This is a genomic window from Methylotenera sp. (assembly GCF_029946165.1).
Taxonomy (GTDB): Bacteria; Pseudomonadota; Gammaproteobacteria; order Burkholderiales; family Methylophilaceae; genus Methylotenera.
Genome location: NZ_JAQSDZ010000010.1, coordinates 132,786 through 152,638, shown reverse-complemented (window position 1 = coordinate 152,638; position 19,853 = coordinate 132,786). Strand labels below are relative to the sequence as shown.

Below are 19,853 nucleotides of genomic sequence, written 5' to 3'. Positions count from 1 at the left end.
TTTTTGAGACTTTTGCACGAATCGATTTGAAACTTTTATTGGGTAAAACTACCCAATACTCGTCATTCCATCGAAGGACGGAATCCAGTCAGCGTTCAACATTCAAGCATTAAATTACCATCACTAACATTGAGATTTACTGGATTCCGTCCTTCGACGGAATGACGGTAATTTAAGGTTTTTTAGGGCAATTAACTCAATTTTTAGTTTGTTAAAAGGTCTCATATTGCCTTTCTAAGACTTAAAGCCCCACCATACTTAAAGCTACTGCTTCAGCGATTCTAATGCCATCTACGCCAGCAGAGAGAATGCCACCAGCATAACCAGCGCCCTCACCAGTTGGGTATAAGCCTTTGGTATTGATACTTTGCAAATCGACATCATTGCGTTTAATACGAATCGGCGACGAGGTGCGGGTTTCAACGCCTGTGAGTATGGCATCTGCCATATCGAAGCCTTTAATCTGTTTGGCAAATTGCGGTATCGCTTCACGAATTGCCGAAATCACGTATTCAGGCAAAACCGTATCTAAGTTGGTAAGATGAACGCCCGGCGTATATGAAGGGGTGACTTCACCAAATTGAGTTGAGGGTTGATTGGCTAAAAAGTCGCCGACTAACTGCCCCGGCGCTTGGTAAGTGCTGCCGCCTAATAAATAAGCTTGGCTTTCCCATTTACGTTGTAACTCCATACCCGCGAGAGGATGACCCGGGTAATCGACTTCTGGCGTGATGCCCACTACGATGCCCGCATTCGCGTTGCGTTCGTTACGTGAGTATTGGCTCATGCCGTTGGTGACTACACGTCCTTCTTCAGACGCTGCCGCTACCACGGTGCCGCCCGGGCACATACAGAAGCTATATACACTGCGACCATTACTGGCGTGGTGTACTAATTTGTAATCTGCTGCACCTAAAATTGGGTGTTGCGCATTTGGACCATGGCGTGCGGCGTCAATAAGCGACTGCGGATGTTCAATACGGAAGCCGATAGAAAAAGGCTTAGCTTCAATATAAATGCCACGTTTGTGAATCATTTCGAAAGTATCGCGTGCGCTGTGGCCAACCGCTAAAATAAGATGGTTTGTCGCAATGCGTTCACCGCTTGCTAACACCACAGCTTGCACTTGATTGTCTGTAATCTCGATGTCGTCCACTTTGCTTTGAAAACGCACTTCGCCGCCAAGCGCGATAATTTTGTTGCGCATTTCTTCCACCATACCAACTAGCCTGAAAGTACCGATATGTGGATGGCTAACGTATAAGATTTCTTCTGGTGCGCCCGCTTGTACGAACTCATTTAATACTTTGCGACCATAATGATTAGGATCTTTAATTTGGCTATACAGTTTGCCATCTGAGAAAGTCCCAGCGCCGCCTTCACCAAACTGCACATTAGATTCTGGGTTAAGTTTTGATTTACGCCATAAATCCCAAGTATCTTTGGTACGTTCACGCACAGCTTTGCCGCGCTCTAACACGATTGGTTTAAAGCCAGATTGTGCCAAAATAAGCGCCGCAAAAAGACCAGCAGGACCTAAGCCAACAATCACAGGTCGTTCTTTAAGCGTTTCTGGTGCTTGGGCGACAAATTTATAAGAAGTATCTGGCGCAAGTTTTACATGCGGGTCTTTACCCAGTTTGGCTAACACTTTAGCCTCACCATTTACGGTCACATCAAGCGAATAAACTAATAAAATCGCATTGGCTTTACGCGCATCTACACCTCGTTTGAATATGGTATATTCGACTAAATCAGCCTTATTAATCGCCAATTTTTTAACAATGGCGGCATTAATGTCGCTGGGTTGATGGTCAAGTGGTAATTTTATTTCAGTGATTCTAAGCATGTTATTGATTTTGCCCGATGATATTTTATGTGGTACTGATAATATTAACTAGTGCAGATTGATTAGTTAGTGCAGTTTTATTAAAAAAAGGCTGTTATCGACTAGTTTTGCAATGATAACTTATGTTATAAAAGATTGCTTTCAAACATTAAAATTTTAAAGATTGCCCCATGACTTCATCCTCCACGACAACAGCATCAATGAAATTATCAAAAACGTTTACTCAGTTTATTGAATCAGAAAAAGCCAGTGGCATTTACTAATTACATTTACGCTCGTTTGAATTTTGCTCGCTTAAGAATCTTTGCCGCGATAATCAGGAAGTTAATGCCTAGCGTGATGTTGGGTGAATGCAGTACGCATGTTCGCTTTGCTAATTTACGGATAGTTTTAGCCCGTTCATCACTGTACTGAGATACTGCACTAACGATGGTTACCCCACGTTTTGCCGCCTCTTCAGCGTAATAATCCAAGCCCGTACCCGAAGAAAAATCAACAATGACATCAATCGGATGCTGATCAAGCAACTCTGAGATCGTGAATTCATCTTTGGAATAAATTAACCTGGGCTCGTCTGATGCAATTCCTAAAAACTCAGGAACGGAACAGTGCTCCAATAAGGTTGGTTGACGGACTACCCATTGAAGATTTGTTTTCTTTGATTCCAGCAATACAGTGGCAACGGCACGCCCTGTTTTACCAAACCTCATGATTCCAACTTTCACATGCATCTACTTGCTTGAGCCTAAAATGCGCAACAGGCTAATCGGGCATTATATCAATGCTTGGTAATTGACCTAAACCAAGGCACATTGATACTAGCTTAACTATAAAATTGGATGTTATTCGTGTATTTTACGTCCCAGCCACCATAGCCATGCAAAGCCTAACACACCTGCCAGTAACGAAGCTACTAGCACACCGGTCTTAGCCATCAATAGATATTCCGTCTGATTCGCAAAGCCTAGCTCGGCAATAAAAATCGACATAGTAAATCCGATACCGGCTAACACTGATACGGCGGCAATCTGGCTGAAACGTGTACCAGTAGGCAGCTGTCCGATACCGAAACGCAGCGCTAGCCAGCATGCGCCTGTGATGCCAATAAACTTACCAAACAGCAGGCCAAAAGTTACACCTAGCATGACAGGATGAGAGAAAGTCTCACTTAGCGTGCCCAATTGCAATGGAATACCCGCGTTAAAAATAGCGAATATCGGAATCACGATAAAAGCGACTGGTAAATGCCAGATATGCTCCAGTCGCTGCAGTGGTGTCTGCACTCCGTTTACGCTTTCTTCCAGATTCTGCACTATAGAGTAGAGTTTTTCGTTAGTCATCAGACTATCGCCCTGATGACGATTGGCAATAAAACGATCTATTTGCTCATTAATGAGATCTGCAAATAAACTCGGGTCATATTTAGATCTTGCCGGTACTGTAAAGGCGCCTATAACGCCAGCCAGGGTTGCATGTACGCCGGATTGTAGCAAGGCATACCAAAGTAACACTGCAACAATAAAATAGGGCATGGCTTTGCGGATACCGGCATAATTAAAGTTCATCAGAACTACTACTAACACAGCTGATGCCAGCAACCAATTCAATGCCAATTCCTGCGTATAGAATAATGCAATAACCAGTACCGCCCCTAAGTCATCAGCAATCGCTAAAGCCACAAGAAATGTAATGAGCGCTTTAGGCACGCGGCTCGCTAACAATACCAACACGCCGACAGCGAATGCGATATCAGTTGCCATTGGCACCCCCCAACCTTGGGCTGCCTCGCTATCGTGATTAAATGCAAGATAGATGAGTGCGGGCACCACCATGCCTCCTGCAGCCGCGATGATGGGCAGCGCCGCCTGCCGGAAATCCGACAATTCACCCACCATAATTTCGCGCTTTAACTCCAAGCCCACGACAAAGAAAAATAACGCCATCAGGCCATCATTCACCCAATGATGCATGCTCATATTGATTACCCAGCTCCCGATGTTCAGGCTAATAGGAGTATGAATGAGATGCTGGTAAACCTCTGCGAAAATACCGTTGGCTAAAAATAGCGCGATAATTGCAGAGCCCATTAGCAGAAGACCACTTGTCGTCTGCCGATGGATAAATTCCTCAAATGGGGTGAGCACACGACTGAAAGCACGCTCCCATGGTGCGTAAATGAGCCCACTCTCCTTATTCGCTGCGGATTGATCTTGATGTGACATAGTTGCTTTTCCGATAACTTAATTAAGTAGTTTAATCTGGGTTTGTTAAAGATATAGAGTCTGACTTGAGCGAGGTATGTCGCTATAAGTCTTGCTGCTATCTGCCTATTCTTACAAAGCAGACCGGCTCACTTTCGCCTGCAATCGCGGCTAACTCTAGGAAGCTCCTCTCTTAAAATTTGTCTGATAAGCAACTTTGCATCATTCATCGTAGTTTTTTGATTGGGGAGAAATTCCAAGTTCGATAGCAAGCACTCGTCCGTACTTGTATAAAATAGCTGGCTTAAATTAAGCATTTTAACTTTACCTTTCAGAGTTGTTTACGCTTTTTGTTGAAGCGTAAAGCCTTGTATAGGAATAATGCGTTGAATCACCATCTTCTAATGAACTAAAACCTAGTGTTACAACGAGATGTCAATCAATATATGGTAAGTATACTAATATGGCATCACTAAATGTTGTATTAGTAATTATTTTTCTTTATTATGAATTTTAAGAGCGTTTTACTGATTACCACTTCAATCGATGGTTCTCTTCAGTATCTTGGTGCCTCTTATTGGACTTCCCCCAATAATGTAGACACATTTTCAATGTCCGATTTGTTGTTGTTCAAATCGAACAGGGTTTAATAATCTGCAAACCGTTAGGCGTAGCTTTATTTTGTTTTTTTGCGGTATTTGCGGGACTTTGTCAATTACCTGCGGACTTGAAATGGTTGCACATTGTGGGGCAGGCATATTGGGAGGTATAGGTTTTACTATGTCAATTTTCACCACAAACCTAGCTTTTCCGGGCCATCATGAAACGGTTAATGCCGCCAAAATGGCGATTTTATTAGCATCACTTTCAGCGGGCTTGTTAGGCTATATTTGGTTTAGATTGTTTGCTAAACCAGCAGTTAATAGCGAAGAAGTAACTGTGGTGGCCTGAAGGAATACTAACCATTAGTGCGCAGAAGTATTATCAACGACTTGTATTTTTGGGTAAACCCTTACTAATAAAATACGTGGGCCTATCATTTTTTTCACTACGACATCAAAAGACGTGAACGAGACACGCTGACCTTCTTTGGGGAGGTCACCAAGCGCCCACAGTATTAAGCCTGCGATAGTGTCGGCATCCTCTGATTCAATATCAATGCCCAAAGTGCGCTCTAATGTATTCAGCGGCAAAGTGCCTTTACCGAGCAGTGAGCCGTCGTTTAACTTTGCCCATTCGCTTTGCGATTGTCTGAATTCATCACGAATATCGCCAACCAATGCTGATAATAGATTATCTAGTGTAATGTAGCCGATAGGTGCTGCATTTGAATAGCCGACTACAGTAAAGTGAGGCGCACCTTTTTGTAGCTTTCTGAATAATGTCATGGCGTGCGTGGATGGTGGCACCTGTTCAATTGGCCGCGCGAGACTCTTAATCTCAGTGAAATCTACATTTTTACGCATAGCAACAAAAATATCTTTAATATGCACAATGCCCGTCACCACTCCATTGTCATTCACCAATGGGTAACGGCTATAACGGTGCTGCAAGATGCGATCCATATTTTCATCGAAAGTATCTTCCTCGTATAAAGCAACTGCTTCGCTAAACGGGTGCATTAAATCCGATACTTCCAGTTCTCTGAAATCAATGGCTTGCGCGAGTACTTTCCACTCATCATCGCTAAATTCTTCACTGGCGTGAGAACTACGCAAAATCAACTTTAACTCTTCTGTAGAATAGTGTGAGTCGTGCCCCACTTTATTTTTTAGCTTTAATGCGCGAATTACAACATTTGAGCTCTGGTTGAGTAACCAAATAGCAGGAAACATTAGCCAATAAAATCCATATAAAGCTGGGGCTGTCCAAATGCCTACCCGTTCAGACATGCGAATCGCCAGTGATTTTGGCACTAATTCGCCAAGTACGATGTGCAAATATGAAATGGTAAAAAAGGCAAAAATGAAGGCAATGCTGTGAATTAGTTTTAGGCTAGTGACGCCAATTTGCGCAAGTAATGGTTCGATTAATGCCGCAAAAGCAGGTTCGCCAATCCAGCCTAATCCTAGTGAAGATAATGTAATCCCAAGCTGACAGGCAGATAAATAGGTGTCAAGATTTGAATGAACCTTCGCCAACATTCTGCCGCGCCAGCCTAAGGTTGTTGCAATGGTGCGCACACGTGTGCTGCGAAGTTTAACTAAGCTGAATTCTGCTGCTACAAAGAAACCGTTAAGTAATACTAATAGAAATGCGATAAAAATTAATAGAAAATTTGCGCTCATGTTCGTCCTAGGTTTCTAAATTCAAGATTCTAAATTCAGCTGTAGTAACTGTCGTAGCAAAGGTACGGTCACAGGTTTCTTAGTAGTAAGTGACCACTCATCCAAGGCATCTAAAGTCGCCATTAAGGTAGATAGATCGCGTCTGAGGTAACGTAAGCAGTAATCCACAACTTCGGTGGGTAAACGAATGCCACGTTCCGCCGCATGATTTTGTAGGGCTAAGGCTTTTTCCGCATCATTAAGTGGATGGAGCTGATAAACCAAGCCCCAAGCCAAGCGGGTAGCTAAATCGTCACGCAGCCCCATTTGCGTTGGCGCATGTAAGCCGGCGGTAATTAGCGTGCCGCCGCTTTCTTTAAGCTGATTATAAGTGTTAAATAAATCAATTTGTGCATCATTGCCGAGCAAATGCACATTATCTACAACCTTCATGTCTATTGACTCAAAGGCCGTTAGTAAATGGCTTTTACCACTACCAGTTTCACCCCATAGATATATAAATTTTGATTGTGCAGTATTGCTAGCGACTGCATTTAAGCTAGCGAGCGCCTCGTCATTACGCCCAACTATAAAATTAAGTAGCGTGGGCGGAGCCGCAGGCTTGATGTCGAGTATTAGTTGTCTCATTAACAAAATTTGAAGGACACTTCTATAAAATTAAATTTTCGTCATTATACGGCGTTGCTCATAAAAAATAATTCCTTACTAATAAAACATATGCGGCGTTATCATTTTTTACTCGCGCCTTGTCTAATTTAGAAACTTGAATTTATAGAAGCGTCCTTGGTGGGGCTAATTGAGATAAGTATCGCTATTGAGATAAGTGTCTTTGGTGTGACGCAAGCCTACAGCAATCGCCGCGCTTACTGGTAAAGCAAGCAGAACGCCAGCAAAGCCAAATAATTCTCCACCAGCGAGCAAAGCAAAAATCACGATAACTGGGTGTAAACCAATGCGGTCGCCGACTAATTTCGGGGTAAGAAACATGCTTTCTACTAGTTGGCCTAAGCCAAATACTATTAATACTGGAATCAATTGACCGAAGCTGGTGAATTGCAATGCTGCAACCACTAAGGCTAAAATAACGCCAAGGGCGAATCCTAAATAGGGCACAAAGCCTAACAAGCCTGCAACTAAACCAATCGGTAACGCCATATTTAACCCTGCGAACCATAAGCCTATGGCATAAAAGGCGCTCATAGCGAGCATGACTGAAAGTTGACCGCGTAAGAACTCCGCTAATACTTGGTCAATTTCACTCACCATGGCGACGGTTTTATCATGCCATTCACGTGGAATCAATTGACCTATGCGCGCTACAAAGATATCCCAATCGCGTAGTAAATAAAACAGCACCACGGGTAAAAGTAAGATGTTCGCAATTATGCCGACTAGCGCCAAGCCGTTATTGCCAGCCATAATTAGCACATCGCCAAGCAGTCCGCCCGCAGTTTTCCAGTTTTTGGTAATGATTTCTTGAATCTGCGAGCCATCAATCGCAAAACTAATGCCGAATTGGCTTTGTAACCAAGGTTCAACAGTCGCGCGGATATTGTTGATAGTGCTGGGTAAACGCTCGGCAATCAGCAGTGATTCTTTTTGCAGTAACGGAATAAGAATAAGTAGCAATATAGTAATAATGCCGAAAATACCTGCCATGACTATGACCGTAGCTAGCGTGCGACCAATTTTGAATTTACCAAATCCAACTACACAAAGCCGATCAACCAGTGGATCACACATATAAGCAAGTATTGCCGCAACTAAAAAGGGTGTAAGTATTGGCAGCAATAAATAAATAATAAATACAAGAATCGTGGTAACTATTAACCAGCGATTATCGAAAAATACATTTTTTGCTGCTGTTTTTTTGGGTTCAGTCGTCATATAGGTTAAAATTATACTTAATATATTGAATACTCACTTAAAAGCATTCAGAAACCTTTATTTAATTAAATATTATTACTAAGCGAGAGCCCTTTTGACCACTAACTCATCAAACACACCATCAATTAGCTACCGCGATGCGGGCGTGGATATGGAAGCTGGCGACGCGCTAGTTGAGCAGATTAAGCCATTTGCAAAGCGCACCATGCGACCAGAAGTTTTGGGTGGCATCGGCGGTTTTGGCTCATTGTTCGAAATGCCGAAGAAGTTTAAGAATCCTGTGCTGGTTTCAGGTACAGATGGCGTGGGTACTAAACTTAAATTAGCTTTCGAGTTGAATAAACACGATACCGTGGGTATTGATTTGGTTGCTATGAGCGTGAACGACATTTTAGTGCAAGGCGCTGAACCACTATTTTTCTTAGACTATTTTGCTTGTGGAAAGCTAGAAGTTGGTACCGCAGCACAAGTGATTAAAGGCATTGCAGAAGGTTGTGAACAATCTGGTTGTGCTTTAGTGGGTGGCGAAACGGCTGAAATGCCAGGCATGTACCCAGCTGGCGAATATGATTTAGCAGGTTTTGCCGTAGGTTGTGTGGATAAAGAGAATATTATCAATGGCACAACGATTGCTGAGGGTGATGTTGTGCTTGGTTTGGCTTCAAGCGGTGCACATTCAAATGGCTACTCATTAATTCGTAAATTGATTGATAAGTCAGGTATCGATTTTGAGTCAGATTTTCATGGTAGAAAATTCAAAGATGTCGTCATGGCACCAACGCGTATTTATGTAAAACCATTGTTAGCGTTAATCGCAGCAATGCCAGTTAAAGGCATGGCGCATATCACAGGTGGTGGCATTACTGAAAATATTCCACGTGTATTGCCTGCAGGTTTAACCGCTGAAATTAAAAAAGGTAGCTGGACGATACCGCCATTATTCACATGGTTGCAAGCCCAAGGCAATGTGGCCGATTTAGAAATGTATAAAACCTTCAATTGCGGTATTGGTATGGCAGTGATTGTATCTAAAGACCAAGCTGAGGCAGCGCAAAAATTACTCCAAGATGCCGGTGAAACTGTATTTGAAATTGGTCATATCCGCGCGCAACAAGCGGGTGAAGCACCAACAGTAGTAGTCTAAATTTTATAGTACCTGTATCTAAAAGCTAACTTGATGCGTTAAGTACTGGTGAGACTTTTTTATAAAGTCATATTAAGGAGTTTTCGTGCTGAGTCAAATTAGAGTTTTTAGTACAGTTAGCGTATTAAGTCTAGCGTTCATTTTCACCAGTTCATCTGCCTTCGCAGCACAGCAGGTGAACCTGCCTAAACGTATTCAAGCCAACTATGTAGTGACCAAAGACGGTACGCCGTTTGCTAATGTCCGTGAGAAGTATGTGGTCACAGGTAACACTTATAAAGTGGAAAGTACGACAAAAGGCATAGGGGTATATGCATTATTGGGCGTAAGAAAACTGACCAGCACAGGTAAAGTGACGCGGAAAGGTTTAGTGCCGACGCACTTTGAGTTACACCAAGGTAGCAACCCAAATAAGGCGTTGTTTGCAGATTTTGACTGGGCGACTAATACCTTGCGCATGCAAGGTAAAGGTGAGCCTCAAACCATTCCGCTTAAAGCTGGCACGCAAGACTTAGCTAGCTTTGCTTACCAATTTATGTTTCTACCTAGACCTTTTAAAAACAATCTTACGGTCACACTCACCACAGGTAAAAAACTCAATCAGTATCAATATAAGGTTAAACCAGAACTAGAGCAGCTTAACCTTGCTGGTAGCCAATACAAAACGGTACATTTGGTGCCGGGTGGCTCTGATAAAGCGCAATCTGAAACCAAAGAGCTTTGGTTGGCGTCAGAGCAGAACTTCCTTTTGGTACGTTTTCTAATGGTAGATTCTGATGGTGCAAAACTAGAACAAACACTCACTGAGTTACATGTGGATTAGCCGTTATTGGATTAAATTAAAGTGTATATGCCAAGATGCTAGTTATAGAAAGCTAGCGCTAGCATTAGGATTTTCGCTCTTACTGCATTTATTTTTAATAGGGAAGTTCAGCTTTAATCTACCAAACTTAAATGAGCAGCATGATTTAATTGATGCTCGGTTAGTGTTGCCCAAAGTTTTGCAAAAAGCGTTGCCTAGTCCAGTTCAAAATCCAACTGCAGTAAAAAAACCTGTTGCAAACCAAGCCAAGCCAAATAAACCTACGGAGCTTAAAGACGGGCTAGTTGAAGAAGTAGCTCAAGTTAACCCAATACTGGCACAGCCCACAGTGCCATCGCCAGTTGATACCGCAACTCCAATTGAGCCTGCAGAAGTTGTCCAAGCCGAGCCAGAAAGTCAAAGTGAGGTTCCTGATTTAACAGCTAAGCAAGAACCCTATCAATATGTTGAGTCTGAATTTGACGTATATGCTGATAAAGAAGATATGCCAAATAGGTCTATAGCTGGAGGTGCCAAAATGGTGTATCAGCGCTTCCCTAATGGTGAGCAGTATCAAATTAAAAGTTTGATACAGGCTAGAGGCATTGCCGCCTTAGTTATTCCAGATCTGCTTCAGACGAGTGATGGCTATTTTGGTGAAATGGGTTTGCAACCAGCACATTACCTCTATCAATTTGGTAATAAAAAAAATAAAACTTACAACGCTGATTTCAATTGGGAAAGTAAGAAGTTAGTTTTAAAAAGTGAAAAGGGGGTTGAAACCCTAGATATAAAGGCGGGCACGCAAGATTTATTGAGTTTTATGTATCAATTTATGTTTGTTCCACCTATGCAAAGCATGCAGTTGAGTATTACAAACGGTAGAAAACTAGGTATTTATGACTATTCCTTTGAGGGCGAAGAAATTATTTCTACGAAAATAGGTGATTTAAAGACTTTCCACTTGCTACGAGGTGCCCAAGCAGGCGAAAAGAAAACAGAATTATGGTTAGCTTTAGATTATCAGCATGTACCTGTTAAAATACGTGAAACGAACAAAGATGGCCAAGTTTACGAGTTGCTAGTGACAAGTTTGAAAACAGAATTGCCAGTTACTTCGCAGGAATAATCCAGTACATGGGCTAAATCGATAGCCCTCAAATTATATTAAAGAGAATCAAATGACGCCCAATCTTATACGGCAAGCCGCTGTAATGTTATCTAACTTGCTTGAGTTCAACAGCCCTGCTGATGCTAAGCTAAGCGAATTCTTTCGCAATAATCGTGACCTTGGTACCAAAGAACGCGCCTTTGTAGCAGAAAGTGTTTATGGTGTTTTGCGTCGTTTGCGCTTTTTAAGCGCGGTGACCGCTAATGATGACAATGATCCTGATGATGCGCGTAAATTGGTGCTTGCATGGATGCTACGCATACAAGGTATGAGCATACAGAAAATCGAATCTATGTTAACTGAGCAGCAAATCGAGTGGGCGCATACCATTAAAGCAAAATCGACTGAGAATTTACCGCTTGCTGTTCAAGCAGATGTGCGTGATTGGTTATGGGAAAAACTGGTTGCACAGTATGGTGAAAAGGAAGCACTTACTATCGCACGTAGTATGCATGATGCCGCCACCTTAGATTTACGCGTGAACACTATTAAAGGCACGCGCGATGAAGTGATGGCGAAATTTAATGCGGAAAATACTTCGGGTGAAAGCAATGTGACTAAAACCCCTTATTCGCCAATTGGTTTGCGTATGCCATTAAGGTTGAACATTAGCCGCCACGTAATGTTTACTGAAGGCCAAATTGAAGTGCAAGATGAAGGTAGTCAAATTTTAGCGCATTTAGTCGCCCCCAAACGCGGCATGATGGTGGCAGATTTTTGCGCAGGCGCTGGCGGTAAAACATTAGCCATGGGCGCTTTAATGCGCAACACTGGCCGTTTGTATGCCTTTGATGTATCAGAAAAACGTTTACACAGCTTAGGTCAGCGCTTGAAGCGTTCTGGTTTAAGCAACCTCAATGCACAAAGTATTAGCAGTGAAACCGACCCTAAACTTAAACGCTTAAATGGTAAATTTGACCGCGTTCTGGTTGATGCACCATGCACAGGTTTAGGCACTTTGCGCCGTAATCCAGATCTTAAATGGCGTCAAACGCCGCAAGACTTGGCTGAGCTGACAGTGAAGCAAGGTAATATTTTAGCGCGCGCGTCTAAACTGACTAAAGTGGGTGGCCGCTTGATTTACTCAACATGCAGTTTATTGCGAGATGAGAATGAGCAAATAGCAGAAAACTTTTTGTCAGCACATCCAGATTTTAAATTGCTCAACGCCGCAGAAATTTTAAGACAACAACAAATTAATTTAGATACTGGCGACTATTTAAAATTACTGCCACATTTACATAGTACCGACGGCTTTTTTGCTGCAGTGTTTGAAAAAACTGATGGCACAAGCAAGCCTGCGAAAGTAGAAGCACCCGTAGTTGCTGTAGAGGAGACCGTACTAGAAACCGTCGCCCCAGAAGCAAAACCTAAAAAGACCGCGGCCAAACCTAAAGTGGCGAAAGAAGGCGTCTCAAAAGAAAAGGGAGCTAAACCAAAAGTAGTTAAAGAGAAGGTCGTTAAAGAAAAAGTAGCGAAAGAAGAGAAAGAAAAGGCTGTGAAAGAGAAACTTGTGAAAGAGAAAATAGTTAAGCCTAAAGCAGTTAAAACTAAGGCTGTTAAGGAGTAAACACCATGAAACTCCCTAGCCTTAACGTCCAAATATTATTAGGTGCTGTGTTTGGTGTTGGGCTGGGCTTGTATTTTCATTCGCTAGGCTCTGAAAGTAATCTAGTGCAGACTAGCCTTTACGCATCAGGTTTAGTCGGCACCTTGTTTATTGATTTGCTCAAAATGATCTTGATTCCACTAGTATTTTGCTCTATTAGTGTGGGGATTGCTAATTTACGGCAACATCAGCAAATACACCAGGTTTGGGTGAAGACCTTACTGTTTTTTATCAGTAGTATGACTATTGCAATGGTGTTAGCGTTAGTCGCAAGCAATTATTTTAAGCCAGGAACGGGCTTACAGTTGGTGATGTTTCAGGATGCCATGCAAAATTTTGAGGCTAAGCAATTACCTTTGCCCGAGTTTTTTGCGCAGTTTCTTCATGGTTTATTTCTCAATCCATTTACGGCTTTGTCTCAAGGTAATGTGCTTGCAGTCGTGGTATTTGCGCTTATTCTAGGCATCACGCTCGTCATGGGGGGAGAGCGTTTCAAAAACATCCTTTCGCTATTGCAAGAAGGCTTAGATGTGACTATGCACATTGTGAGCTGGGTGATGCGCTTAGCGCCACTGGGCATTATGGCGCTATTGATTAAGTTAATTACAGTACAAGATGCTGCGATGTTGAGCACCTTAGCTAAGTTTGTTGCCGTAGTCGTTGGCTCACTGTTAGTCCACGGTTTAATCTTATTACCTTTGATCTTATATTTATTCACTGGCCGGTCACCACTATGGTTTTGGCGTGGCGCACGTGAATCTCTTATTACTGCATTCGCGACAAGTTCAAGTTCAGCGACGCTACCAGTCACTTTACGCTGCGCTACTCAGCATTTACACGTAAAACCTGAAATAGCAGGCTTTGTACTACCATTAGGTGCCACCATCAATATGGATGGCACGGCATTATATGAAGCTGCCGCGGCAATCTTCATTGCTAATTTGGTTGGTATAGAGCTGAGTATGGGTCAGCAACTTATAGTGTTCTTTACAGCCATGATAGCCGCTATGGGGGCGCCCGGCATACCTAGTGCGGGCATGGTCACTATGGTGATGGTATTACAGTCTGTAGGCTTACCTGCCGAAGCGATTGCTATTCTGCTGCCTGTTGATAGGCTGCTTGATACATTACGCACCGCTGTGAACGTAGAGGGCGATATGGTCGGCAGCCTAGTTGTGCAAAAGCTTGTGATGCAGAAATCAACTTAAGTCGATAATTTACTCACTTCGCAATTAACCTTTTACAGGGTTAAGATGCGTCTTTGCATAAGCTTGACGTAGCGATGGATTGCGAATGATTTCTTCATAGAATTTAATCATCCGTTGCGCTTGCAATGTTGCAGTCCATTTGTCCAAAGCATAACTTTTAGCACGTTTACCCAGTTCAAATCTATGCTCAGGATTCAGTAATAACTGATGCACTCTATCTGCAAATTTAGCAGTTTCATCTGGCGCAATCAACGCGCCTTTTCCTTCAATTAGAATAGAGGCCGTGCCAAGTTCGGCAATCGCCACTACTGGCGTGGCTTGCGCCATGGCTTCTAGTAGCACCAAGCCTTGAGTTTCACTTTTAGAAGCGAACACAAAAATATCAGCAGATTCATAGCAGGCATTCAATTCTTTGTTGCGGTCTAAATAGCCGATAAATTGAACGTTGTTTTCTATCTCTAATGTTTTGGCAAGTTTATGTAAACTCGCCTCTGCTGGGCCTTCGCCAGTCACCACCAATAAAACATCTGGTCGTTTCTCCGCGAGTAGCTTAGTCATTTCTAATAAGAAATCGATATTCTTCTCAAATGCAACACGACCTACATACAGCAACATCGGCCTATCTAGAGCAATACCATATTTCAATCTAAATGCTTGGCCATCTGCCTCGGTAAAGCTAGTGTCTTGTAACCCAGTTGGAATCACTTCGGATAGCACGTTAACTCCATATTTGCGTAATACATCCAACATGGGGTTTGATGGAGCGACAATGGCATCAACCGCATTACATTGGCGTTTGGAAATCATTCTAGCAATACCACGTGCTATAGACTTAGGCATCCATGGTAAGTAGTGATGCAAATAATCTTCAAAGAAGGTATGGTAAGTTTCGATGCATGGAATATTCAGTTGAGTTGCAAGCGTCAGACCTAAGTAATGCGCCACAAAGGGCGTATGTACGTGAATAATGTCGTATTTTTCTTTTTCAAGCGTGGGCAATAATTGTAGCGCCTCGCCGTATTTCATGAGTTTATCTTCAGGGTCAAAATAGATGCTACGTGCTGGAATGCGCTTAATCCAAGCTTCATCTTCTGTCACTACATCGTAGTCAGGTGCTATTAAATGCACTTCATGACCTAACTTCTGCATTTGCAAAACAAATGTCCTGATAGAAGTCGATACGCCATTAATTCGCGGAAAATAGACATCTGAGATAAATAATATTTTCATAGTTTAGAGTTCATTCAATTAAATCAAGTGGTTAATTAGCCCGTTGTTAAACTGAACGATAGCGAGCCAATATGACGGTTTAATGAAATTTATTTAACGCTTCAATAAACCCTTAGAATTTCACTAAATAGTCATCTATCTGTCACTAATGCTTAATCACCGCATGGCAAATTACATGCTATGCAAATACCAAAATTTATTAAATATTATTGTTGGTGGTTGCCATGCTGCTTTTATTCAGTGGATGCGAATGCTTGGGGGTTGGTGACGCATCTCTATTTTGCGCAGTCGTTGCTTTGGGCAATGCCGCTGTTGGATCCACGCTTGCAACGCGCAATCAAAAACTTTCCTGAGCTAGTGATGGCAGGTGCTTGCTTGCCTGACTTGGCGATTGTGAGCCCTCACTATCGCAAGACTCATCTTTGGGAGAATGGTCATCAACTGATGCAATCTGCGCGCACAGAAGAAGAAACGGCGATTGCCATTGGCTATATCAGCCACTTATATATTGATGTGATTGCGCATAACCATTTTGTTCCAGCGCACGAGGCGATGTGGCATAAAAATGAGGTGTTTACGCATATAGCCTCTGAATGGGCAATGGACGGCCATTTGGCGCCATTGTTAGATGCATCAGTAACAAAGCTATTAAATAAACACCAAGCCGTGATTGCTGCGTTTATTTCTATTCAATTTGAATGCCCCGTGCATGTCACCATTAAGGCTTTAAAGCGCCTATCATTCTGGGATGGCGTACTACGTGCAGTCAAACTACCAACATTGATTTATAAAGCGGTGCAGGTGCTTGATAAGCGTGTGTTTAAGCACTTTGTCTACTATGTGGCTAAAACGCAAGTCGCTGTGGCGGATATCGGTGAGGTGCTCAATGGTAAGAATCCATTATTAGAGCCAGAGCTCAAGAATCTCAGTGTGGATCAGTTGAATGTTTGGCGTGAGCAATGTTTAAAACACTTGTATATTGTGCACTCAACGCCGATTCAATATTATCAAAAGACTTTGGTTGAAGATGCTTTTCATTAGATTACTGGAAATCATTACAAGAATCGATTTGACACGTTGTTTTGAATAAACATTATCAAATGTTCGTCATTTCGTCGTACCAGTGCTTGGCATCCCCGTGGAATATATGTGCTGAAGCGCATTATTCACACGTGAAGGACGGAATCCAGTCAGGTTTCAATATTAAAGCATTAAATTATAATCACTTGCATTGAGATATGACTGGATACCAGCCTTCGCTGGTATGACGGATATTTGATAATTTAGCTAAAATACAACTATATTTAAGTGAGTCCAAAGTTCACTATTAGATGACTAAACAAGAGAAAATGACAATCTAGCGATCGTCGCACCAATCACAGCGCCAGCAATCACGTCGCTAGGGTAGTGTAAACCTAGCACTACACGCGATAATCCTACTAGCACTGCAAATGGCACAACAATGATGGCGATTTGTGGGTAGTAGCCAATCGCGACTAAGCTAAACACAACTGCGTGCAAAGTGTGACCTGAAGGGAAGCTGAATTTATCCAGCGGCGTGCCAGTCAGCCAAATGTCTTGATGCACTTCGTATGGACGAGGTCTTAGGGTTTTACCTTTCAACCATTTGTATAGCAAAGTGCCGCTTAGGCCTGCCAGCGCCATATGTATCACTGGCATTAAACCATCCATGCCATGTAGTAGCATAATGCCAGCCATTAGTCCGTACCAGAATATGCCATCACCAAGTCTGCTGGTTATTCTAAAAAAGTGACGTATTAATCTGTATTGGCTAGTGTGGTTTACCGCAATACATAAAAAACTATCTAATTGATGCATACGACTGATATAAAAACGCATCTTGAGTGACATCATAACCTCCTGTTTCTATTATTCTTTCCTTTTAGTATGAAGGCTAGAATGTCATTGAAATGTGAAGGATTGATGAATGGAATGTGAATGTTTGTTGAAGCAATGGCTGAAATGAAAAGATTCTGCAGGCTAGACCTACTCGCGTGAGGCTTAGTTGCAGTGACTATGAACTTTTAAAAATGGCACAATCCGCGCTTTGGTATCAGGATGCGATGAAATCATTTCTGGCATTGAACCGCCACCGCCATGACTTTTTTCTAATCTCATTAAGAGCATAGCGAATGATTTGGTTGGAATACATGCCGCTTTTAGTGATTGCAAAGAGTAATTATCTGCATCATTTTCTAGCTCTCGAGAATAACTCAAATTCATCATTATGGCTGGTAAGCCAGACGCTATGCTACTTACGTCACCTGTGATGGCGAGGATAATCAGCCCAGAAACTGTGCCTTGCAAGGTTTGTCGCAAAGCGTGACGGCCTTTAACATGGCCTAATTCATGCGCTAACACGGCGATGATTTCATCATTATTTTTAGCCAAATCAATCAACTCATCGGTGATGACCATATAGCCGCCAGGCAAGGCAAAGGCGTTCGCGCCAATAATAGGGCTTTTTCTAAAATTTAATTGGTAGGCAGGGCAATTGTTGGTTTTGGCACACATAGCAGCGAGTGCGGCGGTGATGTCTTTTTGTTTTGTCGCGGGTATTTTCGAGGCTTCAAAATAGCCAAGTTTTTCACTGTCTAGCGAATCTAGGGTTTGTTTACCTAAATCTTTTTCCATGCTAATAGGGGTTGCTAATGCTGCATATTTAGCAATGACAGGTACGCCATATTTAAGTAATACAGCGCTTGCCAGTGCAATGCCAACAAAGGCAATAAGAATCACAAGTTTGTGAGTTTCGGCATAATGTACACCTTGCCAAAATCTGTTCGCTGGTTTTGCAGGTAAACAACGTTCTAAGTCTTTAAAGTCTGTTTCTAAACGGCTATCGTCAGGTAAATCAATCAGTCGTTTGCCACTACCAAGTCTTGCTTGTACATGACAATCCTTGATTAATACTTTGATTGGCTGATGACTAATAGTTTCATCAGCATTGGTAGTCGTTACCGTAAAAGTAAAGTAACTGTCTACAATGTCCACCAGCACCCGCTTGGCGCGGGGGCTGATGCCATCGTAATATTCTGCTTCAAATTGCACGTAACTGATTAACCGAATGAAATATCAACATCAAACATATCGGCAATTTCTTCACCTAATGCACGTGATGCATCTTTTTTCTCGCCTACAAATTTGTCCCAATCTGTTTCACCTGTAAGCGCCAAATGATTTGCAGTATATCTCGCCATGCGCACTTGTGCCCAAGGCGTTGCAAGACCAAGAGTGAAGAGTAAAACAATAGTATTGGTGATGTAGAGTAAGACTAAATCACGCATACGTTGGTTGCTAAAAAAGCCGATATGTTCAAGCGAGGTGTTGTTAAAAACGAGATTATGAATACGTGATTTCATATAAGCAGCGAATGAAAATATGACCGCAAGATAGAGTAATAAGCCAATTAAACCAGCTAATACTGCTGCCGCAACACCCCATTTACCCATTAGCCCAGCAAATGCGTCTGCTAGTGGATCTTTTTTTTGTGTTGTCATGTCTGTTTCAGGATTATTTGCTTCAACTCCCTTAATCAATTTGTTATATTCGGCAAGCTCTTCAGGGGTTAAATTTTTGAGATAATCTTCTTCAGACATTGCTGCCTCATCTGTTACGTTATCTTCAGTCACATAATTTTCAGATGTTACAGATTCAGTCGTGGTCACATCAGCTACTTTAATAAAACCACCCATGTCCATTTCAGCCTTTATACTAGTTGAGGCATGAGAGAACTGTTGGGTCTGATATGCGCTAACATGACTAGCTTTAATTTTATATTGTTGATAAGCAGGAATGGCAATTGCTGCGACAATACCTAATAATGGAATGATGAAAATGACGAGGTAGATTTTGTAAAAATCTTTCACTAAAGCTTCCATTTTAAAATTTGTCACCCCAAATTTATGACCAGATATAATAAATTTTTGGGTGCGTTGTGCTACAAACGGAATAGCCAAGCCTAATGTGACGATAATTAACAATGTATAGCCGATAAATACCTTGATAGCCTGACCGTATGTTCCATTAAAATCAAAACGTAAGCCGCGGTGACTGGAGTTACGCGCATTAAACATCATGCCGCGAACGATAATCCAAGGTAGCGCAAGGAATAAAGCGAGCCCCATCAAAACGCCAAATATCGGGTTAAAACCAGAAACAACGCTGTAAATGACAAATAAAACAAAGGCGATGATGCGGCCTTTTAAAATATTGATAGGGTTCGCGTGGTAATCAAAACCAACGCCATCGACCAGCGTGTTATTGTAAAAATATTTTTTTCGGCGCACTTTTGCCCAAGCTGAATAAATACCTAAAGTGACAATGGAAAGCAGTAAATTCACAATCCAAATACCAAAATACTCCCCCGCTTTTCCCGTAAAGACGACGGGTGTTTGATTCTCTGACATATTTCCCCCTAAATATTATTTGTTTTTTTTCAAG

At 42.2% G+C, this 19,853-nt stretch carries 16 protein-coding genes and 1 pseudogene; 7 read left to right on the top strand and 10 right to left on the bottom strand.

The window, feature by feature from the left end; all coding sequences use genetic code 11:
* Positions 1 to 241: 241 nt before the first annotated feature.
* From PSV17_RS07255 to nhaA, 3 genes are all read right to left on the bottom strand, one after another.
* Positions 242 to 1,849, bottom strand: a complete 1,608-nt coding sequence (locus PSV17_RS07255; protein WP_300481058.1) for an NAD(P)/FAD-dependent oxidoreductase — start codon at positions 1,847 to 1,849, stop codon at positions 242 to 244.
* A gap of 269 nt (positions 1,850 to 2,118) precedes the next feature.
* The gene (locus PSV17_RS07250; protein WP_300481055.1) at positions 2,119 to 2,559 is read right to left on the bottom strand and encodes a hypothetical protein; all 441 of its coding nucleotides are present in this window, start codon (positions 2,557 to 2,559) and stop codon (positions 2,119 to 2,121) included.
* A gap of 132 nt (positions 2,560 to 2,691) precedes the next feature.
* Complete coding sequence (gene nhaA, locus PSV17_RS07245; protein WP_300481052.1) at positions 2,692 to 4,071, bottom strand: Na+/H+ antiporter NhaA; 1,380 nt, start codon at positions 4,069 to 4,071, stop codon at positions 2,692 to 2,694.
* A 583-nt stretch (positions 4,072 to 4,654) separates the two neighbouring features.
* Between nhaA and PSV17_RS13940 the strand changes: the two are divergent.
* A pseudogene (locus tag PSV17_RS13940) lies at positions 4,655 to 5,001 on the top strand (Na+/H+ antiporter NhaA).
* 14 nt (positions 5,002 to 5,015) lie between these two features.
* Here PSV17_RS13940 and PSV17_RS07230 read toward each other — a convergent pair.
* The 3 genes from PSV17_RS07230 to PSV17_RS07220 form a co-directional block, all read right to left on the bottom strand.
* A complete protein-coding gene (locus tag PSV17_RS07230; RefSeq protein WP_300481046.1) occupies positions 5,016 to 6,338 on the bottom strand; it encodes a hemolysin family protein in 1,323 nt (440 codons plus the stop codon).
* 21 nt (positions 6,339 to 6,359) lie between these two features.
* Complete coding sequence (locus PSV17_RS07225; RefSeq protein ID WP_300481044.1) at positions 6,360 to 6,965, bottom strand: DnaA/Hda family protein; 606 nt, start codon at positions 6,963 to 6,965, stop codon at positions 6,360 to 6,362.
* Between the two features lie 165 nt (positions 6,966 to 7,130).
* Positions 7,131 to 8,225, bottom strand: coding sequence for an AI-2E family transporter (locus tag PSV17_RS07220; protein WP_300481041.1), 1,095 nt, complete (start codon positions 8,223 to 8,225; stop codon positions 7,131 to 7,133).
* Positions 8,226 to 8,319: 94 nt separating this feature from the next.
* Between PSV17_RS07220 and purM the strand changes: the two genes are divergently transcribed.
* The 5 genes from purM (at position 8,320) to PSV17_RS07195 (ending at position 14,159) form a co-directional block, all read left to right on the top strand.
* Positions 8,320 to 9,369 carry a phosphoribosylformylglycinamidine cyclo-ligase gene (gene purM / locus PSV17_RS07215; RefSeq protein ID WP_300481038.1) on the top strand — a complete coding sequence of 350 codons (1,050 nt, stop codon included), beginning with the start codon at positions 8,320 to 8,322 and terminating at the stop codon, positions 9,367 to 9,369.
* Between the two features lie 85 nt (positions 9,370 to 9,454).
* Positions 9,455 to 10,192 (top strand): DUF3108 domain-containing protein, encoded by a 738-nt coding sequence (locus tag PSV17_RS07210; RefSeq protein ID WP_300481036.1) that lies wholly within the window; start codon positions 9,455 to 9,457, stop codon positions 10,190 to 10,192.
* On the top strand, positions 10,182 to 11,300 hold the full coding sequence (locus tag PSV17_RS07205) for a DUF3108 domain-containing protein (RefSeq protein ID WP_300481035.1): 1,119 nt from the start codon (positions 10,182 to 10,184) through the stop codon (positions 11,298 to 11,300). Before PSV17_RS07210 ends, PSV17_RS07205 begins: the two co-directional genes overlap by 11 nt.
* Positions 11,301 to 11,352: 52 nt before the next feature.
* Positions 11,353 to 12,912 (top strand): RsmB/NOP family class I SAM-dependent RNA methyltransferase, encoded by a 1,560-nt coding sequence (locus PSV17_RS07200; protein ID WP_300481034.1) that lies wholly within the window; start codon positions 11,353 to 11,355, stop codon positions 12,910 to 12,912.
* 5 nt (positions 12,913 to 12,917) lie between these two features.
* Positions 12,918 to 14,159: a dicarboxylate/amino acid:cation symporter gene (locus PSV17_RS07195; protein ID WP_300481032.1), complete on the top strand. Its 1,242-nt coding sequence runs from the start codon at positions 12,918 to 12,920 to the stop codon at positions 14,157 to 14,159.
* Between the two features lie 24 nt (positions 14,160 to 14,183).
* Here the strand turns inward: PSV17_RS07195 and PSV17_RS07190 are convergent, their stop codons facing one another.
* Positions 14,184 to 15,389, bottom strand: a complete 1,206-nt coding sequence (locus PSV17_RS07190) for a glycosyltransferase (RefSeq protein ID WP_300481029.1) — start codon at positions 15,387 to 15,389, stop codon at positions 14,184 to 14,186.
* A gap of 180 nt (positions 15,390 to 15,569) precedes the next feature.
* Between PSV17_RS07190 and PSV17_RS07185 the strand changes: the two genes are divergently transcribed.
* Positions 15,570 to 16,430 carry a zinc dependent phospholipase C family protein gene (locus PSV17_RS07185; RefSeq protein ID WP_300481028.1) on the top strand — a complete coding sequence of 287 codons (861 nt, stop codon included), beginning with the start codon at positions 15,570 to 15,572 and terminating at the stop codon, positions 16,428 to 16,430.
* 294 nt (positions 16,431 to 16,724) lie between these two features.
* On the opposite strand, the gene PSV17_RS07180 is transcribed toward PSV17_RS07185, so the two are convergent.
* From PSV17_RS07180 to PSV17_RS07170, 3 genes are all read right to left on the bottom strand, one after another.
* On the bottom strand, positions 16,725 to 17,261 hold the full coding sequence (locus tag PSV17_RS07180; protein WP_300481153.1) for a phosphatase PAP2 family protein: 537 nt from the start codon (positions 17,259 to 17,261) through the stop codon (positions 16,725 to 16,727).
* Positions 17,262 to 17,411: 150 nt separating this feature from the next.
* Positions 17,412 to 18,461, bottom strand: coding sequence for a M48 family metallopeptidase (locus PSV17_RS07175; RefSeq protein WP_300481026.1), 1,050 nt, complete (start codon positions 18,459 to 18,461; stop codon positions 17,412 to 17,414).
* An 8-nt stretch (positions 18,462 to 18,469) separates the two neighbouring features.
* Positions 18,470 to 19,819 carry a YjgN family protein gene (locus PSV17_RS07170; protein ID WP_300481023.1) on the bottom strand — a complete coding sequence of 450 codons (1,350 nt, stop codon included), beginning with the start codon at positions 19,817 to 19,819 and terminating at the stop codon, positions 18,470 to 18,472.
* Positions 19,820 to 19,853 lie beyond the last annotated feature (34 nt).

What these genes read in the sequence shown, in the direction of transcription:
- PSV17_RS07255 (WP_300481058.1), bottom strand. Translation starts at nt 1,849, where the DNA reads ATGCTTAGAATCACTGAAATAAAATTACCACTTGACCATCAACCCAGC.
- PSV17_RS07180 (WP_300481153.1), bottom strand. Translation starts at nt 17,261, where the DNA reads ATGTCACTCAAGATGCGTTTTTATATCAGTCGTATGCATCAATTAGAT.
- PSV17_RS07190 (WP_300481029.1), bottom strand. Translation starts at nt 15,389, where the DNA reads ATGAAAATATTATTTATCTCAGATGTCTATTTTCCGCGAATTAATGGC.
- PSV17_RS07170 (WP_300481023.1), bottom strand. Translation starts at nt 19,819, where the DNA reads ATGTCAGAGAATCAAACACCCGTCGTCTTTACGGGAAAAGCGGGGGAG.
- PSV17_RS07205 (WP_300481035.1), top strand. Translation starts at nt 10,182, where the DNA reads ATGTGGATTAGCCGTTATTGGATTAAATTAAAGTGTATATGCCAAGAT.
- PSV17_RS07225 (WP_300481044.1), bottom strand. Translation starts at nt 6,965, where the DNA reads ATGAGACAACTAATACTCGACATCAAGCCTGCGGCTCCGCCCACGCTA.
- PSV17_RS07200 (WP_300481034.1), top strand. Translation starts at nt 11,353, where the DNA reads ATGACGCCCAATCTTATACGGCAAGCCGCTGTAATGTTATCTAACTTG.
- PSV17_RS07195 (WP_300481032.1), top strand. Translation starts at nt 12,918, where the DNA reads ATGAAACTCCCTAGCCTTAACGTCCAAATATTATTAGGTGCTGTGTTT.
- PSV17_RS07230 (WP_300481046.1), bottom strand. Translation starts at nt 6,338, where the DNA reads ATGAGCGCAAATTTTCTATTAATTTTTATCGCATTTCTATTAGTATTA.
- nhaA (WP_300481052.1), bottom strand. Translation starts at nt 4,071, where the DNA reads ATGTCACATCAAGATCAATCCGCAGCGAATAAGGAGAGTGGGCTCATT.
- PSV17_RS07250 (WP_300481055.1), bottom strand. Translation starts at nt 2,559, where the DNA reads ATGAGGTTTGGTAAAACAGGGCGTGCCGTTGCCACTGTATTGCTGGAA.
- PSV17_RS07185 (WP_300481028.1), top strand. Translation starts at nt 15,570, where the DNA reads ATGCAAATACCAAAATTTATTAAATATTATTGTTGGTGGTTGCCATGC.
- PSV17_RS07220 (WP_300481041.1), bottom strand. Translation starts at nt 8,225, where the DNA reads ATGACGACTGAACCCAAAAAAACAGCAGCAAAAAATGTATTTTTCGAT.